Source organism: Bradyrhizobium sp. SZCCT0148 (assembly GCF_018129985.1).
Classification (GTDB): Bacteria; Pseudomonadota; Alphaproteobacteria; order Rhizobiales; family Xanthobacteraceae; genus Bradyrhizobium; species Bradyrhizobium japonicum_H.
This window is the reverse complement of sequence record NZ_JAFCKT010000004.1, coordinates 428,363-445,451: the sequence shown is the minus strand read 5'-3', so window position 1 is coordinate 445,451 and position 17,089 is coordinate 428,363. Positions and strand designations below refer to the sequence as shown.

Here is a 17,089-nt window from a genome sequence, read left to right as displayed (position 1 = left end):
TTCCAATCTTGTTCAGGCTTCGTCGACGACGCCGTTGCGCAAGCTGCCGATGCCCTCGACCGCAATCTCGACGACGTCGCCGGGCTTCAGGTACCGCGGCGGATCGAACCGGGCACCGGCGCCGGTCGGCGTGCCCGTGACGATGATATCGCCCGGGACGAGCGTTGCGAAGGTGGAGATATAATTGATGAGGGTGCGGAACGGAAAGATCAGCCGACTGGTGCGATCGTCCTGCCTGAGTTCGCCGTTGACATGCGTGGTCAGCCTGACGTCGGCGATCTGGGATTCCCTGACGTAAGGGACGAGCCAGGGACCAAGGCTGCCGCTGGAATCGAAGTTCTTGCCCTGGGTGACGTTGAACTTGGCGTGGCGCAGCCAGTCGCGCACCGAGCCTTCGTTGCAGAGCGTGAGCGCAGCGATGTGGTCGAGCGCGCTGCTTTCGGGGATGTGCCGGCCCGACTTGCCGATCACCAGCACGATCTCGCCTTCATAGTCGAGCTGCGCGGAGGCGCGCGGACGCACCAGCGGCGTGTCGTGGCCGACGAAGGAGCGGGGCGAGCGCATGAACATGCTCGGATATTTCGGCGCCTCCTGACCGTCCTTGTATTCGGCGTTACGATCAGGGTAGTTGACACCGATGCAGATGATCTTCTCCGGTGCGGGCACCGGCGGCAGCCAGGTGATGTCGTCGAGCGCGTGGTCCGGCGTGCGACCGGCGGCTTCCTCGGCAAGACTGACGAGCTTGCCGGCTGCGATCACCTCGCGCAGCGTCGGATAGTCCTTGGCGTAGCGTGCGGAAAGGTCGACGATGCCACCCTGCAGGACGGCACCGTAGCCGATATCACCCTTGGCGGAATAGGTGGCGAGGCGAGGGAGCTTCATCAGTCGGCCACCAGCACGTCGGCCACGAATTTCGGCTCTCGCACTGCCTGCCCGCTAAACGGCGAGCCCTGCTCGAACCAGGAGCGCGGGGCGGGTGCGCCCCAGAGCGTCTGGCGGCGCGGATCGCGCAGCGACCAGCGCAGCGGCTCGTGGTCGTGATCGCCGGTGAAGTAATCGCTGGTGTAGAGCTCGAGGCGGTGTCCGTCGGGGTCGCGCACATAGAGGAAGAACGCGTTGGAGATGCCGTGACGTCCGGGGCCGCGCTCGATGTTCTTAACGAAGCCTTGCGAGGCCATGACGTCGCAGAGATGGATGATGTTCATCGCCGTCGGCGTCCAGTAGGCGAAATGGTGCAGGCGAGGGCCCTTGCCGTTGGTGATGGCGAAGTCGTGGACATTGCCCTTGCGATGCATCCAGGCGGCGGCAATGCGCCCGTTCGGTCCATCCTCCTCGGCGTATTCGGTGAGGCGGAAGCCGAGCCGGGCGTAGAAATCGACGGTGTCCTGCACCTCGGCGGCGAAGACGTTGAAATGATCGAGCCGTTGCGGGTGGCAGCCCCTGTAAAGATCATAGCGGCGCAGGAGATGCGGCCGGCGGTCCATCGACGCATAGAGCTCGATCTGGAAGCCGAAGGGATCGGTGAACTGCAGGGTGCGGCCCTGGAACGGCTGGTCGACAAAGGCGTAGGCGAGGCCGTTTTCGGACAGGAAGGCGGCAGCCTTGTCGAGATCTCCGTCGTTGCCGACCTTGAAGCCGAGCCGGGCGCATGCCGGCGCTGCCGCTTTCCGCAGGACCAGAGAGTGATGCTGATGCTCCTCGGCAGCGCGCAGGTATACCACCTTGTCGTCGGCGTCCTCGACATGCAGGCCGACGGTAGTCTCGTAGAAATCGCGGCTCAGCTTCAGATCGGTAACGTCGAGCACGACGTGACTGGAGCGGATGATGTTGAATGGCGGCTCGAAGACGTGTTGCGGTACGGGCATTGGCGTTTTCCCCCTCGGTCTCCCGTCATTCCGGGGCGGCTTGAAGAGCCGAACCCGGAATCCATTGCGCAGCAGAGTTGGTTGATGGTTGGATTCCGGGCTCGGACTTGGTCGCGCCCCGGAATGACACTGCCGCTAAATTCCCAGTTTCTGAATCTTGTGCGTGCCCCGCGCCAGCGAGACGTGCTTGGTTTCCATGTAGAAATCGAACGAATAGTCGCCGCCGTCGCGGCCGATGCCGCTGGCCTTCATGCCGCCGAACGGCGTCGGCAGATGGCGCACGTTTTCTGAGTTCAGCCAGATCATGCCGGCCTCGAGCGCATCCGCAACGCGCAGCGCGCGGCCGACATCGTTGGTCCAGACATAGCCGGTAAGGCCATAGCGGGTGTCGTTGGCGATCTCGATCGCATCAGCCTCGTCCTTGAACGGCAGCACGGTGAGGAACGGACCGAACACCTCTTCCTGCGCCACGCGCATCTTGCCATGCGCACCAGTCACCAGCGTCGGCTCGACATAATGTCCGCCGCCCGGGCCGTCATGGGCCTTGCCGCCGACCGCGATCACGGCGCCCTCCTGGCGTGCGACATCGAAATAGGAGCAGACTTTTGCCAGATGGCGTTCGTGGATCAGCGGCCCGATCTCGGTGGCGGGATCGAGGGGGTGGCCGACCTTCAGCGCCTTCACGCGCGCGGTCAGCTTCTCCGTGAACGTTTCGGCAATGCTGGCCTGCACCAGGAGGCGGCTCGATGACGTGCAGCGTTCGCCGTTGAGCGAGTAGATCATGAAGACGACGGCATCGAGGGCGCGGTCGAGATCGGCATCGTCGAACACGATCACGGGATTCTTGCCGCCAAGCTCGAAATGCACGCGCTTCAAGGTCGGCGCGCCCTGCACCATGATCGCCGAGCCCGTGGCGCTTTCGCCGACGAAGCCGATCGCCTTGATCGCGGGATGCTCGGTCAGGGCTTTGCCGGCCTCTTCGCCGAAGCCGTGGACGGTGTTGAGCACGCCGTCGGGCACGCCGGCTTCCTTGACCAGCTTGGCCAGAATGGACGCCGTCACCGGCGACCACTCCGCCGGCTTGTGCACGACCGTGCAGCCGGCCGCCAGCGCCGGGGCGATCTTCCAGGTCGAGAGCATGAACGGCGTGTTCCACGGCGTGATCACGCCGACCGGGCCGATCGGAACGCGCGTCGAGATGTTCCAGTGCTCGTCGCTCGGCGTGTTGAGGCCGTCGCGCGCCTCCGCGCATTTGTCGGCAAAGAAGCGGAAATTCTCGGCGGCGCGGACCGCAGCCTTGGCCATGAAGCGGTAGGCCTGGCCGGTGTCGATGCATTCGAGCACCGCGATGTCGTCGGCATTGTCCTCGATCGCGTCGGCGACGCGGTGCAGCAGCTTCTTCCGCATCGCCGGGCCCATGTCGCGCCAGGACTTGAAGGCGAGCGCCGCGGCCGTTGCGGCGCGGTCGATGTCCTCGGCGGTGCCGCGCGCGACGCTCGCAAGCGTGCTGCCATCGACCGGCGATTTCGTCTCGAAAGTTTCGCCGGAGATCGAGGCGACGGTCTTGCCGTCGATCATGTGACCGATGCCGTCAGCCCGCAGCTTCTTCAGCAGCGGTGCGACGCGGTCGCGATTGGCCTGGAACACATCGGCTTTCGGGCTCGGTTTATCCATGGGCAGCTTCCACTTTCAATGCATCGTGGATGTTGTTGCGCTTCCAGCTGGTGTCCTTGTCGTTGATCTGCATGTCGAACGACAGAGCGAACTTGCTGTCGGCAAAGACGGGATCGAGATGGCGGGACAGTGCCTGGAAGACGTGCTCGCCGGCTTTTTTGCGGGTGGGGAGGTCGCGGCCTTCGCCGATGCGCAGCACCATGTCGAGGAAACCATAGTCATTCCGCGCGTCGGCGATCGCATAGTGCTCGCAGCGAATGGCGCGGACGCGGATGCCGCCGAGCGGAAAGATGCCGGTCTCGACTGCCGCCTTGCGCACGACTTCGCAGACCAGCTTCATATCGAGGCGGCTGTCGAGATTGGCGGAATATTCGATCGTGAAATGCGGCATCGCGGTTTCACTCCCTGTGTCGTCTTGTTGCTTTACGCGAAGTAGCAGCTCACCGAGCCGTAGGCGCCATAATCGGCCTGAATTGTGTCGCCTCTGCGGGTCTCGATCGGGCGGATGAAGGAGCCGGCAAGCACGACCTGTCCGGGCTCGAGCGCAAGACCGAGCGGCGCGATCTTGTTGGCGAGCCAGGCGACGGCGGTCGCGGGATGATTGAGCACGCCGGCGGCGAGGCCGGTCTCCTCGAGCTGGCCGTTCTTGAAGCACAGCGCGCCGATCCAGCGCAGGTCTGCATCCAAAGGCCGGATCGGCCGCCCGCCGAGCACGATGCCGGCATTCGCCGCATTGTCGGCGATGGTGTCGAAGATCTTTCGCGTTGCCTTGGTTTGGGGATCGACGCGCTCAATTCGCGTGTCCAGAATCTCCAGCGCGGGAACCACGAAGTCGGTGGCGTTGAGCACGTCGAACAGCGTGCTATCAGGCCCTGCGAGCCGCTTGCTCATGACGAAGGCGAGCTCGGCCTCGACGCGCGTGGCGATGAACCGGTCGGTCGGAATGATCCCGCCATCGGCGAAGAACATGTCGTCGAGCAGCACGCCGGAATCCGGCTCGTCGATGTCAAGCGCGCTCTGCATCGCCTTCGAGGTCAGGCCGATCTTGTGGCCCTTGACGATGCGCCCCTCGGCGATCTTGACGTCGACCCAGGCCTTCTGAATCGCGTAGGCGTCGGCGATGGTGATGCCGGGGAAGTCCTGCGATAGCTGCCGGATCTGCAGGCGGGTTTTCTCCGCCTGGTGAAGACGCCTTGCGCAGGCTTGGATATCGTCGTTGGAAAGCGCCATTTGTGATCTTACAAATTGGGGTGCCGGAAATTGCTTAACATGTTAAGTGAATGCGTCCAACACAATTCCTGCTTGCTGCACTGCAAACATTTTGCGGTTTGAAAGGGCGTCATGGTGAAGAGACCGGCTGATCCAGCCAACGGAAGTGTGCCGGCCGCAGGACCTGTCTCAAGGCCTGTCTCAAGGCCTGCCGCAAGGCAGGTGCCGATGCGCGATTTCTCGCGCTCCCTGCCGATGTCGCTGCTGCGGGCACGCGAAGCCGTGATGCGGCAGTTTCGCCCCGCGCTGCGCGAACACGGCTTGACCGAGCAGCAATGGCGCATCCTGCGCGCGCTGGCGGCGATCGACGCGGTCGAGGTCACGGAACTGGCGCGCACCGCGTTCCTGCTCGGGCCGAGCCTGTCACGCATCCTGCGCGATCTCGAGGCGCGCAATCTGATCGAGCGCAAGACGGCCAAGGCGGACCAGCGCCGCAGCATGGTCTCGATCTCCAAAGAGGGCGTGAAGCTGATGGCCTCGGTGGCGCCGAACTCGGAGGCGATCTATGCCGAGATCACGCGACGCTTCGGCGCACGCAAGCTCGCCGAATTGCAGGAGATGCTCGGCGCGCTCGAACTGTGTCTTGCAGAGCTTGGCGGCGCGGACGATACAATCGCGGAGGGATGAACCCAGATATGCGTGCGTGCGTGGCGAGAGCCATGGACATTCACGGTTTTTTTCGCTCAAAGTGCGGCCCGACCCGATCCGCGGCGAGTGAGAGCAACAGGGAAGGAAAGAGAACGTGGCGAACAAAGTCAAAGAGATCTGGAAGTCGGGCAAGGCCGTGGTCAACGCGTGGCTGGCTATTCCCTCGGGCTTCTCGGCCGAGATGATCGCGCAATGCGGCTTCGACAGCGTCACCGTCGACATGCAGCATGGCGTGCAGGATTATCTCTCGATGGTGCAGTGCTTCCAGGCGATGGACAAGCATCCGGTCACGCCCATGGTCCGCGTGCCCTGGAACGAGCCCGGCATCATCGGTAAGGTGCTGGACGGCGGCGCCTATGGCGTGATCTGCCCAATGGTCAACACGGCGCAGGAAGCCAGGAACCTCGTTTCCTATTCGAAATATCCGCCGCAGGGCGTCCGCTCCAACGGCCCGATCCGCGCCGGCATGTACGGCACCGCGGGCTCCTACCAGAAGACCGCGAATACCGACACCATCCTGCTGCCGATGATGGAGACCAAGACCGCGGTCGAGAACATGGAAGCGATCCTCGATGTCGAGGGCATCGACGGCGTCTATATCGGACCGTCCGATCTCGGCTTCTCCTACGGCCTCGAGCCCAAGCTCGACCGCAGCGAGCCCGAGATCCTCGCGATCTACGAGAAGATCATCAAGGAATGCGGCAAGCGCGGTCTCAACCCGGGCATCCATTGCAGCGGCGCCGAAGGTGCTGCGCGTGCCATCAACATGGGCTTCAAGCTGGTGACGCTCTCGAACGAGGTCGGCCTGATGACCACCTATGCCAAGATGCAGGTCAATGCCACCCGCAAGGATTCGGGCGGCAAGGCCTGATGCTCTCTCTGTGTCCCGGACGCGATCCTGCGCGTAGTGCTGCTTCGCAGAGCCGGGACCCAGAAGCCAGCGACGTACATGACGTGACAACCGGGCCCCGGCTCAGCAGCGCATCGTTTCACGCTGCGCTGCGTCCGGGGAACGATACTTGAAGACCCAAGGAGACTGCCATGACCATCAGCCCCGTCATCCGCTTGCATCCCGATGATGGCGTGCTGATCGCGCGCGCCAGCCTGCCGCCGGGAACGCTCGTCGCAGACGGCGTGACCACGGTCGAGCGCATCCCCTCAGGCCACAAGGTTGCGATCAAGCCGATCGCAATGGGCGAGCCTGTCATCCGTTACGGCCAGATCATCGGCTTTGCGACCCAGGCCATCGCACCGGGTCAGCACGTGCACGTGCAGAACATCGGCATGGGCGATTTCGCCAAGGACTATGCCTATTGCGCCGACGTCAAGCCGACGCCGAATTTCGACCTGCCCGCGACCTTCGAGGGCATCCGCCGCCCGGACGGCCGCGTCGCGACGCGCAACTATATCGGCATCCTCACCTCGGTGAACTGCAGCGCGCATGTCGCAAGCCTCGTCGCCGACGTGTTCAAGAAGAACCCTTTCACCGGCGACAATCCGCTGGCCGATTTTCCCAATGTCGACGGCGTGGTCGCGCTGACCCACAAGACCGGCTGCGGCATGACCCAGAACGAGCCGCTGGCGCTGCTCCGCCGCACGCTCGGCGGTTATGCGCGGCATGTGAACTTCTCGCATGTGATCGTGCTTGGCCTCGGCTGCGAGGTGAACCAGATCGGCGGGCTGATGGAGGAGCAGAAGCTCGCAGGACGCCTGCGCGCGATGGACATCCAGGAGGTCGGCGGCACTCGCAAGACGGTGGAGGCCGGCATCGCCTTCGTGCGCGAGGCGCTCGCGGATTCCAACAAGGTCACACGGGAGTCCGTGCCTGTGAGCGAACTCACCGTCGCCCTGCAATGCGGCGGCTCCGACGGCTATTCCGGCGTGTCGGCCAATCCTGCGCTCGGCGCCGCCAGCGATCTCATCGTGCGCCACGGCGGCACCGTGATCCTGTCGGAAACGCCGGAGACCTACGGCGCCGAGCATCTCTTGACGCGCCGCGCGGTCAGCCGCGAGGTCGGCGAGAAGCTGGTCGACCTGATGCGCTGGTGGGACGAATACACGACGCGCGAAGGCGCCGAGATGAACGCCAATCCGAGCCCCGGCAACAAGGCCGGCGGCCTCACCACCATTCTGGAGAAGTCGCTCGGCGCGATGGCGAAGGCCGGCACGACCAACCTCGTCGAGGTATTGCGTTACGCCGAGCCCGTCACCAAGAAGGGTTTCGTCTTCATGGACACGCCCGGCTACGATCCGGTCGCGGCGACCGGGCAGGTCGCAGGGGGCGCCAACCTCGTCTGCTTCACCACGGGTCGCGGCAGCGTGTTCGGCTGCAAGCCGGCCCCCTCGATCAAGCTCGCCACCAACACGCCCATGTACAAGCGCATGGAAGACGACATGGACGTCAATTGCGGCACCATTCTCGAAGGCGAGGAGAGCGTCGAGCAGTGCGGCCAGCGCATCTTCGAACTCATCCTCAAGACCGCCTCGGGGCAGCCGACCAAGAGCGAGAGCTTCGATTTCGGCGGCGCCGAGTTCGCACCCTGGGTGCTCGGCGCGACCATGTGATCGCGTACGGCCCGACGCGGAATTTGCCGGACGGGCAAGGCGCCTAAGTAATCTTACGTAGGTGTCAGATCGCCGCGCGGGTTCCCGCGGTCACCGATGATTAAGACTTCTTGCCGTATTCCGATAGCGATGCGGGCGGTCCCTCGTGGGCGCTGGCTTTCGTGAGGATCCGTCAACGATGACGCGTGCGATACGGCCCACCGGCGTGGAAAATCTCCTCGGCGAGGAGGAGCTGATCGTGTCGAAGACCGATCTCAAGGGCCGCATCACCTACGCCAACGACGTCTTCATGCGCATGGCGAAATACCCATGGAAGCAGCTGATGGGCGCGCCGCACAGTCTGATCCGCCATCCAGACATGCCGCGCTGCGTCTTCAAGCTGCTGTGGGACACGCTACAGACCAAGCAGGAAATCTTCGCCTACGTCGTCAATCTCGCGGGGGACGGCAGCCATTATTGGGTGTTCGCCCACGTCACCCCGACGCTCGACGATCGCGGCAACATCACGGGCTATCACTCCAATCGCCGCAAACCCGATCCGGCGCCGGTCGAGAAAATCAAGCCGATCTACAAGGCGCTCTGCGCGGAAGAGGCGCGGCATGCCAATGCCAAGGACGGCATGCGTGCGGGCTTCGACATGATGGTCGGTTTGCTCAAGCAAAACGGTGTCGGCTACGATGAATTTGTGCTCTCTCTCTAAGGCGCAGGCGGCGACCGCCGGCGCGTGTTTTCTCGCCGCCGCCGCGTTCGTCCTCTCGCTGCTCGGCTGGACCGGCATCGTCAGTACCGCGACGCTCGGCGCCGCGATCCTGCTGCTCGGCTATGCGCTCTGGTGCCAGCATCGCACGGCGATGGCCGTCGATGAGGTGGCCGAGGTCTGCCGCAAGGCGGCGCGTGGCGATCTCGAAGCGCGGATCCTGAGCGAGCGACAGGCCGGGCGGATCGGCGCCATCCAGAAATCGGTCAACGACATGCTCGACATCGCCGACGCCTTCGTCCGCGAGGCTTCGGCGTCGATGGACTATGCCAGCCGCGGCAAGTATTTCCGCAAGATCCTCGCGCGCGGATTGCCCGGCTCGTTCCGCCGCTCGGCAACCGTCATCAATGCGGGCACGGACAGCCTCGGCCGCCGCGTGGTCGAGATCGCCGGCCTCGCAAAGCAGTTCGGCACGCATCTCGACGACGTCGCAGGCAGCCTGATGAGCGCCGCGACCGACCTCGAATCCGACGCCGGCCAGATGGCGACCGCGGCGGAGACGACGAACCGGCAGACTTCCAGCATGCGCCATGCGTCCGATCAAGCCTCGAGCAACGTTGCGACGGTGGCGAGCGCGGCGGAACAGCTCGCATCCTCGATCACGGAGATCAGCCGCCAGGTGGCCGGCTCGACCACGAGCACCGGGCGTGCCGTCGACGAAGCCAATCGTGCCGGCAGCGAGATTCGCAGCCTCGCGGAGGCCGCGATGCGGATCGGCGACGTCGTCAAGCTGATCAGCGAAATCGCCTCGCAGACCAACCTGCTGGCGCTCAACGCCACGATCGAGGCGGCGCGGGCGGGTGAGGCCGGCCGCGGCTTTGCCGTGGTGGCGTCCGAGGTCAAGAGCCTCGCCAATCAGACCGCGAAGGCGACCGAGGAGATCAGCGCCAAGGTCAGCGAGATGCAGCAATCGACCAGCAACTCGGTCGCGGCCGTCGAGGCCATCGCGCAGACCATCGCGGAGATCGACGGCATCACGGCAAGCATTGCGGCCTCGATCGAGCAGCAGGGTTCCGCGACACGCGAGATCGCGCGCAGCGTCCAGGAAGCCTCCGCCGGCACCTCGCAGGTGTCCTCCAACGTGTCAGGCATCAGTGAGGCCGCCGCCGACACCGGCCGCGTCGCTGCCCGCGTCAACAGCGCCTCCGAACGCGTCCACGGCGAAGTCGAGACGCTTCGCCGCGAGGTGACGCAGTTCCTGCAGCGGCTGACCTCGGCGGCCTAGGGCTCTCGCCGGCAGGACGATGCCTCCTTTCCCTCTCCCGCAAAGGAAGAAGGAAGAAGACGGTCAACCCGCACTTTACCTAGGCACTCTCTGCCCGTTGTTAGTGCTTGATCGCGCTGACATCAGGTGTTCTGCTCAAAAAAGCTGCTGGAGCATTGCACCCCGTGTCGATCTACGTCGCATTACACCACGTCACCCACTACAAATACGACCGACCGATCGATCTCGGCCCGCAGACCATCCGCCTGCGCCCGGCGCCGCATACGCGGACGCCGATCCTGAGTTATTCGCTCAAGGTCACGCCATCCAATCATTTCGTGAACTGGCAGCAGGACCCGCAAGGCAACTGGCTCGCCCGCTACGTCTTTCCGGAGAAGACGACCGAGCTGAAATTCGAGGTCGACTTCACGGCGCAGATGACCACGGTCAATCCGTTCGACTTCTTCGTCGAGCCTTACGCCGACAGCTTTCCGTTCGACTATCCGAAGGATCTGAAAACGGAGCTGGCGCCTTATCTGGAGACCATCAAGCCCGATCCTGCCTTCGCAAAGTATCTCGCCTCGATCCCGCGCGAAGCCCCGAACACGGTCAATTTCCTGGTCGATCTCAACAGGCAGTTGCAGCAGAAGATCAGCTACGTCATCCGCATGGAGCCGGGCGTGCAGACGCCGGAGGAGACGCTCACCTCCGCGGCCGGCTCGTGCCGCGACTCCGCGTGGCTCCTGATCCAGACCTTCCGTCATCTCGGTCTCGCCGCGCGCTTCGTCTCCGGCTATCTGATCCAGATCCGTCCCGACATCGATCCGATCGAGGGGCCGCCCGAGGTCGAGAACGATTTCACCGATCTGCATGCCTGGGCCGAGGTCTACCTGCCGGGCGCGGGCTGGATTGGGTTCGACGCGACCTCCGGCATGCTCGCGGGGGAGGGACACATCCCGGTTGCCGCCACGCCGCATTATCGCTCCGCCGCGCCGATCTCCGGCGGTGCCGGCTTTGCCGAGGTCGAGTTCGATTTCGACATGAGCGTCAAGCGCATCCGCGAGGCGCCGCGCATCACCAAGCCGTTTTCGGATGATTCCTGGACGCGGCTCAACGATCTCGGTGAGCTGGTGGATGGCGATCTCGCCGCGCAGGACGTGCGGCTCACCATGGGCGGTGAACCCACCTTCGTCTCGGTCGACGATCTCGAAGCTGCCGAATGGAATACCGAGGCCGTCGGTCCCACCAAGCGCGCGCTCGCCGACGATCTGATCCGCCGTCTGCGCACACGCTTCGGAGCGGGTGGGCTACTGCACTACGGTCAGGGCAAATGGTATCCGGGCGAGAGCCTGCCGCGCTGGGCCTTCGGCCTTTATTGGCGCAAGGACGGCGTGCCGGTCTGGAAGAACGCAGACCTCATCGCCAGCATCGAGAATCCACGGCGCGCCCAGGTCGAGGACGCCGAGGATTTCATGGAGGGCACGGCGGCCCGGCTCGGGCTCGATCCCGGCTACATCATTCCGGCCTATGAGGACACCGCCTATTGGCTGCTGAAGGAGGCCGAGCTTCCTCTCAACGTCGATCCCTCCGATTCCAAATTGTCCAATCCGGAGGAACGCGCGCGCATGGCGCGGGTGTTCGATCAGGGCCTCCGCGCGCCGCGCGGCTTCGTGCTGCCGGTGCAGCGCTGGAACGCGCCGCCACGCTGGCGCAGCGAACGCTGGCAACTCCGGCGCAACCATCTGTTCCTGGTGCCGGGCGATTCCCCGCTCGGCCTGCGCTTGCCGATCAATTCGCTCGGCTACGTTCCGCCGAGCGAATATCCCTACATCGTCGAGCAGGATCCGATGGAGGCGCGCGGCAAGCTGCCGGTGTTCACGCTGCCGGAGCGCCCGAAGGCACCGCCGCGCGTCGCGTCCGAGAAGCTCAACACGACCGTCCCCGTCCGCACTGCGCTGTCGATCGAGGTCCGCGATGGCGTGATCTGCGCCTTCATGCCGCCGGTCGAGCGTATCGAGGATTATCTCGAGATGATCGCGGCGGTCGAGGCCACGGCCGAGGAGATGCAGCTCCAGGTCCATGTCGAGGGCTATGCGCCGCCGTTCGATCCGCGCATCGAGGTCATCAAGGTCACGCCGGATCCCGGCGTCCTCGAGATCAACATCCAGCCGGCGTCAAGCTGGCGCGAGGCGGTCGAGATCACCACCGGCCTCTATGAGGATGCCGGCAAGGTGCGGCTCGGCGCCAACCGCTTCCTGGTCGACGGCCGCCACACCGGCACCGGTGGCGGCAATCACGTCGTGATCGGCGGCTCGAGCCCGCAGGACTCGCCGTTCCTGCGCCGGCCCGATCTGCTCAAGAGCCTCGTGCTGTACTGGCAGCGGCATCCGTCGCTGTCCTATTTCTTCTCCGGCCTGTTCATCGGTCCGACCAGCCAGGCGCCGCGCCTCGACGAGGCCCGGCACGACAGCATGTACGAGCTCGAGATCGCGCTCTCGCACGTGCCGCCGCCGGGCTACCAGGTGCCGCTGTGGCTGGTTGACCGGCTGTTCCGGCATTTGCTCGTCGACATCACCGGCAACACTCACCGCGCCGAGATCTGCATCGACAAGCTCTATTCGCCGGATGGTCCCACCGGCCGCCTTGGCCTGGTCGAATTCCGCGCGCTCGAAATGCCGCCGGATCCGCGCATGTCGCTGGCGCAGCAGCTCCTGATCCGCGCGCTGATCGCAAAATTCTGGCGCGAGCCTCAGCAGGGCAAGTTCGTGCGCTGGGGCACCGCGCTGCACGACCGCTTCATGCTGCCGCATTTCATCTGGGAAGATTTTCAGGACGTGCTCTCGGAGCTCAAGAGCTCCGGCTATCCGTTCGAGCCGGAATGGTATCTGGCCCAGCTTGAATTCCGCTTTCCCGCCTTCGGCCGTGTCCATCAGGGCGGCGTGACGCTCGAATTGCGCCAGGCGCTGGAGCCTTGGCACGTGCTCGGCGAGGAGGGCTCGGCCGGCGGCACCGTGCGTTATGTCGATAGCTCGGTCGAGCGGCTCCAGGTCAAGGCGGAAGGCTTCGTCGAGGGCCGTCACATCGTCACCTGCAACGGCCGCCGCCTGCCGATGACCTCGACCGGCCGCTCCGCCGAGGCCGTGGCCGGGGTCCGCTTCAAGGCCTGGCAGCCGGCCTCCGGCCTGCACCCGACCATTCCGGTGCACGCGCCCCTGACCTTTGATCTCATCGATACCTGGAACGGCCGCTCGCTCGGCGGCTGCGTCTACCACGTCGCCCATCCCGGCGGGCGCAACTACGACACCAAGCCGGTCAACACCTATGAGGCCGAGGCGCGGCGGCTGGCGCGCTTCCAGGACCACGGCCACACGCCGGGGCCAATGCAGCCGCCGCCCGAGGAACGCACAAATGAGTTTCCGCTGACCCTCGACTTGCGGACCCCGCTCCTGCAATGAGTATGATGGTGGGGCAGGGAGAGGCGCATGGGCGAGGGCGCAGCCGAACAGGACAAGGCGAGTAAGGCGCAAAGCCAGCGTGAGGGCCAGCGCCGGCTCGCGCAATGGGTTCGCGACTATCGCCGCCTGCCCGGCATTCCTGACGAATTCCTGGCCGCCGACGGCGTCCCGCGACCGGTCTGGAACCGCTTCTTCGAGGCCTTCGGTGCGCTTGCGACCGATGAGGTCGAGCGGCGCTTCGGCATGGCCGACCGCCACCTCCGCGAGGCCGGCGTCACCTACCGCGCGCCCGGCGACAGCGCCGACCGACCGTGGTCGCTCAGTCATCTGCCGCTCCTGATCGACGAGGCCGACTGGAAGCAGCTCTGCGCCGGCATTACCCAGCGCGCCGAGCTGCTCGAGCGCGTGCTGCGCGACATCTACGGCGAGGGACGGCTGGTCGCCGAAGGCGCGCTGCCTGCGGGCGCGATCGCCGGCAGCCCCGAATATCTCCGTCCCGTCTGTGGCGTGCCGCCGCCGGGCGGGCGCTACCTCTCGCTCTATGCCGCGGATGTCGGGCGCGGGCCCGACGGCCGCTGGTGGGTGCTCGGCGACCGCACGCAGGCGCCGTCGGGCGCGGGCTATGCGCTGGAAAACCGCCTGGTGCTGTCGCGCGCCTTCTCCGACCTCTACAAGTCGATGAACGTGCCGCGCGTCGCGCCGTTCTTCGAGGCGTTCCGCGACAGTCTTCGCGCCCGCGCCGATCGCGACGAGCCGCGGATCGGCGTGCTCACGCCGGGCAGTTTCAGCGAGACCTATTTCGAGCACGCGACGCTGGCGCGCTATCTCGGCTTCCTGCTGGTCGAGGGCGACGATCTGGCGGTCAGCGACAATCGCATCCACATCCGCACGGTCGCGGGGCTGAAGCGGCTCGACGTACTGCTGCGCCGGGTCGATTCCAATTCGCTCGATCCGCTCGAGCTCGATGCCTCCTCCCACCTCGGCGTGCCCGGCCTGATCGACGTGCTGCGCAAGGACGGTGTCGTCGTCGCCAACATGCCGGGCTCGGGCGTGCTGGAGGCGCGGGCGCTGCTCGGCTTCCTGCCGGCGCTCAGCCGCCGCCTGCTTGGCGAAGAGCTGAAGATGCCGCACATCGCGACCTGGTGGTGCGGTCAGAAATCCGCGCGTGACGAGGTGTTGTCGCGGCTCGACGAGGTCGCGATCGAAGGCGCCTACCGGCGCGGCGTGACCGGCTTCGACAGCAACGGCCCGGTGCTTGCCAGCGAGCTCGACGCCGCCGGGCGTCAGCGCCTGATCGATGCCATCAGCGCGCGCGGCATGGATTATGTCGGCCAGGAGGTGGTGCGTCTCTCCACCATGCCGGTGTGGGAGCACGGGCAGCTCACGCCACGTCCCTTCGTGCTGCGCGTGTTTGCCGCCGCGACGCCGGACGGCTGGGCCATCATGCCCGGCGGCTTCTGCCGGATCGCCGAGCAGCCGGATGCGCGCGCCGTGTCGATGGGCGACGGCGCACGCGCCGCCGATGTCTGGGTGGTCTCGGAGAAGAAGGTCTCGACCGCGTCGCTGCTGCCGGCGACCGACAAGGTGCGGATCCGCCGCATCGCCGGCGTTCTGCCGAGCCGTGCCGCCGACAATCTGTTCTGGCTCGGCCGCTATCTCGAGCGCGCCGAGGCGACGCTGCGGCTGGTGCGGGCGGTGGGCTCGCCAAGCGGCCCGAACAAGGGCACCGCGGCCTCACTGCAATCGGCCGAACGAATCCAGCGCCTGCTCGTGGCCTGGGGCGCGATCTCGCAAGCCTCCCGCGCGACACCCGGGCGCATTGCCGCCGAGGCGTTGCAGAGCACGGAGCAGCCGGGCTCGGCGTTGTCGCTGGTGCGTGCGGCTCAGCGCACGGCGACCTCCTTGCGCGAGCGGCTGTCGCCCGATGCCTGGCAGGTCATCACCGAAATGGCCGACCGGCTCTCCTACGAGGTCGAAGACGACGACAGCGTGCTGAGTGTGGCCGAGCTGACCTTGCAGGAGCTTGCGAGCTTCGCGGGTCTTGCGCAGGAAAACATGAATCGCGCTGCCGGCTGGCGTTTCCTCGATGTCGGCCGCCGCGCCGAGCGCGCCATCAACACGACGCGCTTCGCCCGGCAGTTCGCCTATGACGAGGCCGGGGACGAGGATCTCGACATCCTGCTGACGCTGGTGGATTCCCAAATCACCTATCGCTCGCGCTATCTGCTGGCGCCGATCCTGGCCCCGGTGCGCGACCTCGCGGTGCTCGATCCCTACAATCCGCGCTCGGTGGCATTCCAGGTGACGACGCTGAACGAGCATATCGCAGCATTGCCCAGCCTGAAGGAGCATGGCCTGATCGAGCGGCCGCAGCGGCTTGCGCTGGCGGTTCGGGCGATGCTGACCACCGCCGAAGCCGAGACACTCGAAGTCAGGACCCTGTTCGCGCTGGAGCAGGATCTGCTCAGCCTCGCCGACGCGATCGGGCTGCATTACTTCCCGCACGGAACCAATGCCAGCCGGCCGGAAAAGCTGACGGGGCTGGCGTGATCTACGACATCAGGCACGTCACCACCTACGAGTACGAGAATGCCGTCAGCTTCGCCCGCTGCACGCTGCGGCTGGAGCCGCGGAGCGGCGGCGGCCAGGAACTGATCTCGCACAAGGTCGAGATCCGTCCGAGGCCCTCCGAGCGCAACGTCCGCCGCGACTTCTTCGGCACGCTGACGGAGAGCATCGTGATCGAGGCCGCGCATCGCAATTTGCGCATCGACTCGCGTTCGCGTGTCTCGGTGTCGCGTAAGCCGCAGGCGCGCGACGCCGTCAGCCCGTCCTGGGAGAGCATCCGCGACATCGCCTTCGAGGCCACCAGCCTCGGGCCGTCCTCGCCGGTCGGTTATGTCTTCGCGAGTCCACTCGTGCCGATGCTGCGTCCCGTCAGCGCCTATGCGGCGACGAGCTTCGCACCGGGCGCGGGCGTCCTCGAGGGTGCGGTCGATCTCATGCATCGCATCCACACCGAGTTTCGCTATGATCCCAAGGCCACGGTGATCTCGACGCCGCTGGACGAGGTTTTCGACAAGCGACACGGCGTCTGCCAGGACTTTGCCCATGTGATGATCGCAGGGCTGCGCGGGCTGGGCCTGCCGGCGGCCTATGTCAGCGGATATCTGCGCACGATTCCGCCGGCCGGCCAGCCGCGCCTGCAAGGCGCCGATGCCACGCATGCCTGGGTGTCGCTGTGGTGCGGGGCGGAGCTTGGCTGGGTCGATTTCGATCCGACCAACGATCTCTTGATCGCCAACGACCATATCGTGCTTGCGGTCGGGCGAGACTTCTCCGACGTCTCGCCGGTCGACGGCATCATCGTCGGCTCGCCGAAGCAGAAGCTCGGCGTCGCCGTCGACGTGCTGTTGTTGGAGTAGGGCGTGTCCTCATAAGCGCCGGGCTTGCCAGCGCACAGCGGAAGTCTGTCATCTCGAATGGGGTCGGCGGCTTGTGACCCCTGGCGGGAATGCCGTCGTGCGGTGGATGCGGCGTCCGTGAGGGAGTGACGCCGCTCCTACAAACACGCGGCACAAGGTGCACATGGACTAGCACGTTTATACGAGTGCGCCGGCTGAACACGATTTGATATGGTCCCTGAGCCGAC

At 65.6% G+C, this 17,089-nt stretch carries 13 protein-coding genes; 8 read left to right on the top strand and 5 right to left on the bottom strand.

The annotated features are described in order from the left end of the window. Nucleotides 1–12: 12 nt before the first annotated feature. The 5 genes from JQ580_RS16775 to hpaH all read right to left on the bottom strand — a co-directional run bounded on the left by JQ580_RS16775 (nt 13) and on the right by hpaH (nt 4,769). Nucleotides 13–882 carry a fumarylacetoacetate hydrolase family protein gene (locus JQ580_RS16775; RefSeq protein ID WP_212281159.1) on the bottom strand — a complete coding sequence of 290 codons (870 nt, stop codon included), beginning with the start codon at nt 880–882 and terminating at the stop codon, nt 13–15. Continuing rightward, nucleotides 882–1,865, bottom strand: coding sequence for a 3,4-dihydroxyphenylacetate 2,3-dioxygenase (gene hpaD / locus JQ580_RS16770; RefSeq protein ID WP_212281158.1), 984 nt, complete (start codon nt 1,863–1,865; stop codon nt 882–884). The genes JQ580_RS16775 and hpaD overlap by 1 nt, the downstream gene beginning before the upstream one ends. 135 nt (nt 1,866–2,000) lie before the next feature. Next, complete coding sequence (gene hpaE / locus JQ580_RS16765; protein ID WP_212281157.1) at nt 2,001–3,539, bottom strand: 5-carboxymethyl-2-hydroxymuconate semialdehyde dehydrogenase; 1,539 nt, start codon at nt 3,537–3,539, stop codon at nt 2,001–2,003. Next, nucleotides 3,532–3,930, bottom strand: a complete 399-nt coding sequence (locus tag JQ580_RS16760) for a 5-carboxymethyl-2-hydroxymuconate Delta-isomerase (RefSeq protein WP_212281156.1) — start codon at nt 3,928–3,930, stop codon at nt 3,532–3,534. The genes hpaE and JQ580_RS16760 overlap by 8 nt, the downstream gene beginning before the upstream one ends. 32 nt (nt 3,931–3,962) lie before the next feature. After that, nucleotides 3,963–4,769: a 2-oxo-hept-4-ene-1,7-dioate hydratase gene (hpaH, locus tag JQ580_RS16755; RefSeq protein ID WP_212281155.1), complete on the bottom strand. Its 807-nt coding sequence runs from the start codon at nt 4,767–4,769 to the stop codon at nt 3,963–3,965. A 111-nt stretch (nt 4,770–4,880) separates the two neighbouring features. Here hpaH and hpaR point away from each other — a divergent pair, with 111 nt between their 5' ends. From hpaR to JQ580_RS16715, 8 genes are all read left to right on the top strand, one after another. After that, nucleotides 4,881–5,435: a homoprotocatechuate degradation operon regulator HpaR gene (gene hpaR, locus JQ580_RS16750; protein ID WP_212281154.1), complete on the top strand. Its 555-nt coding sequence runs from the start codon at nt 4,881–4,883 to the stop codon at nt 5,433–5,435. Nucleotides 5,436–5,550: 115 nt separating this feature from the next. Further along, nucleotides 5,551–6,327 carry an HpcH/HpaI aldolase family protein gene (locus JQ580_RS16745; protein ID WP_212281153.1) on the top strand — a complete coding sequence of 259 codons (777 nt, stop codon included), beginning with the start codon at nt 5,551–5,553 and terminating at the stop codon, nt 6,325–6,327. Between the two features lie 170 nt (nt 6,328–6,497). Beyond that, a complete protein-coding gene (locus tag JQ580_RS16740) occupies nt 6,498–8,021 on the top strand; it encodes a UxaA family hydrolase (RefSeq protein WP_212281152.1) in 1,524 nt (507 codons plus the stop codon). A 178-nt stretch (nt 8,022–8,199) separates the two neighbouring features. Further along, the gene (locus tag JQ580_RS16735) at nt 8,200–8,721 is read left to right on the top strand and encodes a PAS domain-containing protein (protein WP_212281151.1); all 522 of its coding nucleotides are present in this window, start codon (nt 8,200–8,202) and stop codon (nt 8,719–8,721) included. After that, nucleotides 8,699–10,003, top strand: a complete 1,305-nt coding sequence (locus tag JQ580_RS16730) for a methyl-accepting chemotaxis protein (protein WP_212281150.1) — start codon at nt 8,699–8,701, stop codon at nt 10,001–10,003. Before JQ580_RS16735 ends, JQ580_RS16730 begins: the two co-directional genes overlap by 23 nt. Nucleotides 10,004–10,167: 164 nt before the next feature. Next, entirely contained in the window at nt 10,168–13,437 is a 3,270-nt protein-coding gene (locus tag JQ580_RS16725; RefSeq protein ID WP_212281149.1) for a transglutaminase family protein, read from the top strand. A gap of 27 nt (nt 13,438–13,464) precedes the next feature. Beyond that, entirely contained in the window at nt 13,465–15,987 is a 2,523-nt protein-coding gene (locus JQ580_RS16720) for a circularly permuted type 2 ATP-grasp protein (protein ID WP_212281148.1), read from the top strand. Then, entirely contained in the window at nt 15,984–16,862 is an 879-nt protein-coding gene (locus JQ580_RS16715; RefSeq protein WP_212281147.1) for a transglutaminase family protein, read from the top strand. The genes JQ580_RS16720 and JQ580_RS16715 overlap by 4 nt, the downstream gene beginning before the upstream one ends. The last annotated feature ends 227 nt before the right edge of the window (nt 16,863–17,089 follow it).